The organism is Desertihabitans aurantiacus (assembly GCF_003344635.1).
GTDB lineage: Bacteria > Actinomycetota > Actinomycetes > Propionibacteriales > Propionibacteriaceae > Desertihabitans > Desertihabitans aurantiacus.
Map to the genome: position 1 here is coordinate 1 of NZ_QPKK01000481.1, position 1466 is coordinate 1466.

Annotated in this window: 2 protein-coding genes; one reads left to right on the top strand and one right to left on the bottom strand. The window is 76.7% G+C overall.

Annotated features, from left to right (window positions below; all coding sequences use genetic code 11):
• Positions 1-74: 74 nt before the first annotated feature.
• A complete protein-coding gene (locus DVA66_RS20370; protein WP_232822104.1) occupies positions 75-857 on the bottom strand; it encodes a class I SAM-dependent methyltransferase in 783 nt (260 codons plus the stop codon).
• Between the two features lie 122 nt (positions 858-979).
• Here DVA66_RS20370 and DVA66_RS20375 point away from each other — a divergent pair.
• The coding region (locus DVA66_RS20375; RefSeq protein ID WP_157974207.1) for an RNA polymerase sigma factor at positions 980-1466 on the top strand (487 nt) is incomplete at its 3' end.

Genomic DNA, 1466 nt, shown 5'->3' on the forward strand with positions numbered 1-1466 from the left:
GGCGTCGGTGCGGGGCGGCTGGGCGGGGTGCCGGACGGCGCGGGGATCCCGCCCGGGACGCCAGCGCCGCAGGGTCACGCCGCGTCCCCCGCCCGCTCCGGCTCGGCCTGCTCCGCCTGCTCGGGCTTGCGGGCCAGCACGGTGTGCACGATGCCGCGCTGCCAGCCGCCGACGGTGCGGTGGCGGATGTCGGCGAACCCGCCGCGGTGCAGCCGCTCCTGCAGCTGCTGCACCGAGTCGAAGTCGAGGACGCTGCGCCACAGGTAGTGGTGCAGGTCGACCTTGCGGGCCACCAGCGCCGCGAGCGGGATGACGATCGTCCAGCAGACCAGGGTCCACACCGCCGCGGCCCGGCGGTGCCCGCGGACGGCGTACTCGTGCAGCACCAGCACCCCGCCCGGCCGCAGCACCTCGAACAGGTCGGCCACCAGCTGGTCGCGCTCGGGCACGTTGCGCACCAGGTAGGCCGCCAGCACGCCGTCGTAGCGGGTGGCGTCCGATCCGAGGTCCTGGGCCCGGCCGAGCCGGAAGCGCACCCAGCGCGGCCAGCGCTTGATCCGGGCCGAGGCGAGCATCCCGCTGCTGGCGTCCACCCCGGTCAGCTCGGTCTGCTCCGAGCGCCCGGCCTCCTCGACCGCCTGCACCAGGGCCCGGGTCGAGGCGCCGGACCCGCAGCCGAGGTCGAGCAGCCGCAGCGGGCCGTCGGCGGGGACGTGCTCGAGCAGGGCGCGGGCCGAGCCGAGGAGGTGGTCGTGGTAGCCCGGATTCAGCCCGACCAGCCGGTCGTAGGAGGCCGCGGTGCGCGTGAACGCGTCGGTCACCTCGGTGTCGGGCGCGTCTGGTCCACGGTCCAGCACATGACCTCCTGCGAGCGTCGGCGAGGGTCCAGGATGCGATCACCCTAGTGGCCTGTCCCGACCCGACCTCACATCCGTAGCCTGCGGGACGTCCACCCGGTGCAGGCGATCAGGAGGATGACGTGCAGCAGCCGTTCGACCGCGCGGTGGACGCCCACGGGGCCGTCGTGCTGCGGGTGTGCCGGGCCGTGCTCGGCCCCGGGCCGGACGCCGACGACGCCTGGTCCGAGACCTTCCTGTCGGCGCTGCGGGCCTGGCCCGACCTGGCCGAGGGCGCCGACGTCCGGGCCTGGCTGGTGACCATCGCCCACCGCCGGGCGATCGACGTCACCCGGGCGCGGGCGCGCCGGGCGGTCCCCACCGAGCAGCTGCCCGAGCGTCCCTCGTCATGGGGCAACCCCGACGTCGCCGACGCGGAGCTGTGGACGGCCCTGGCCGCGCTGCCGCACAAGCAGCGGCTCTGCGTGGCCTACCACCACGTCGCGGGGCTGCCGCACGCCGAGGTGGCCGCCCTGCTCGGGGGCACGCCGGCGGCCGCCCGACGGGCCGCCTCCGACGGCGTCGCCGCCCTGCGCCGCGCCCTCGCGCACCGCGTCGAGGGCCTGCACC